Below are 1,733 nucleotides of genomic sequence, written 5' to 3'. Positions count from 1 at the left end.
ACTGGAATCAGTGACTTTATGCGTCAGGCCATCGTTGGTAGGTGGCATTTTCTGCTTACGTTTATCCATTGGAAAGACTGGTTAAGTTCTATCAATAAACAATTAATCGGGCCGTACTTCCCCGTTTATTTCACTTGCGGTATATCGGACGGATCAATCAACAAAAAGCCAGGGTTAATACAAGCCCCATGCCAACGTACGCCAAAGTGCAAGTGTGGACCTGTTACCCGGCCCGTTTCGCCTACTAAGCCTATTTTTTGTCCCTTCGTAACGGTCTGATTGGGTTTAACTGAGTAGCTCTTCAAATGAAAATACTCTGAAATCAAGCCATTCCCGTGGTCAATGTAGACCGAATTTCCACTATAGAAATGATTCGCAGCCAGCAGCACCCGGCCATTGCCAGCGCTTAATACTGGTTCTCCCATTCCAACCGGGTAGTCTTGCCCCGTATGCCGGTCGCGGGGTTGACCATCAAAGGTCCGACAAGCCCCAAAATTGCCTTCTCCTTTCGGCAGCGAATGAGCGGGTTTGCCTACCGGCAAATCGAAAACGGCAGGGCGCACCGTAGTTTTGTAGCTGATTATTGGATTGACAACGGCCGCTTCTTTGGCGGCACGAGCCTGATTTTGCGGGGCTACATTGATGTATTCCTTCTTCGGGAAGTTTTTAAGATCTTCCTGCGTACAGGCTTTGAGTGTTACCTGGAGAGTGGCGGTTTCCAATTTTCCACCGGTTGTACGACGAGAAATCGTATAGGAACCTGGCTTCATGTCCATATCAACGGGATAGTAACAAGTGCCATTAACAGGCGACCAGGCTCGCTTCTCCAAACTACAACGTAGACAGTTACCCGCCCAGCGGGCTACTTCACCTTGCCCCACACTCACCGACTTAGGCGCTATGCTCAGCCCAGCTTTCTGGTTTTGAGCGTTTCCAACCGGTACGTTGAGCAAGAGGGTAAGTAGAGACATTAACCGAATTGTAAGCATAGAATGGCTTCTTAGAAAGGCGCTAACTGATTGTGCGGCCAAGTTATTTATTGAGCTTTAGTGGCTACCAAACAGCCCGCCAAGTATAGTACCAAGTCCTCCGCTCTGACCACCCAGCGAATTGAGCAGGCTCCCCGCATCAACGCTTGAGTCATTGGGATCGTTGGCTTTATGCAGCAGCTTACCAAGCACCAGCGGCACTAAAGCTCCGGCCACGGACATGGCTACTTGGGGTGAGATGCCCAGTTTACTCATCAGGTCCTGCTGTACCGTCTGTTGAACGCCCTGGGTGGCGGGATGATCAGCCACGCTACCCCCTTGCCCGGTTACCATCCCCAATAAACCGCCTAAGCCACCACCCTGGGCTTGCTGGCCCAATCCATTCATGATGCCACTGGTGACTGTTTGCAGCACCGTATCGTTCTTCTCATTGGGAATGGCGGGGTTGTTAATAACCGACTGGCCAGCATGCTGGCGGACGAGATTCAAGATGGTTTCAAACATGATCAATAGGCGTTTAAGCTGGCGGACAAGCCGCCTGAGTTCGTACTTTCTAACAGCTACCTTGACGGATTGTTCATCGTAGCCAGTTAATGGTCTTAAAAAGGGGAGTGCCTTAAGCCATCCAGTTCGCTCAGGTTTGGGCTTACAATTCATTATTAATTAACTTTCCGCAACAAACCATCTGGGTGCTGCGTAGTAGAAGTCAGTGATATTTATTAAGTAGACCAAACAGCTCTGATT

General features: G+C 49.7%; 2 protein-coding genes. Both read right to left on the bottom strand.

The features are described from left to right. Positions 1–125: 125 nt before the first annotated feature. Positions 126–971, bottom strand: coding sequence for a M23 family metallopeptidase (locus tag GO755_RS40575; protein WP_227687296.1), 846 nt, complete (start codon positions 969–971; stop codon positions 126–128). Between the two features lie 75 nt (positions 972–1,046). Further along, entirely contained in the window at positions 1,047–1,493 is a 447-nt protein-coding gene (locus GO755_RS40570; RefSeq protein WP_157591156.1) for a hypothetical protein, read from the bottom strand. Positions 1,494–1,733: the final 240 nt, after the last annotated feature.

The sequence above is a fragment of the Spirosoma arboris genome, from assembly GCF_009754945.1.
Taxonomy (GTDB): domain Bacteria; phylum Bacteroidota; class Bacteroidia; order Cytophagales; family Spirosomataceae; genus Spirosoma; species Spirosoma arboris.
Note: the sequence above shows the minus strand (reverse complement) of the source record. Positions and strands in the feature narration are given on the sequence as shown.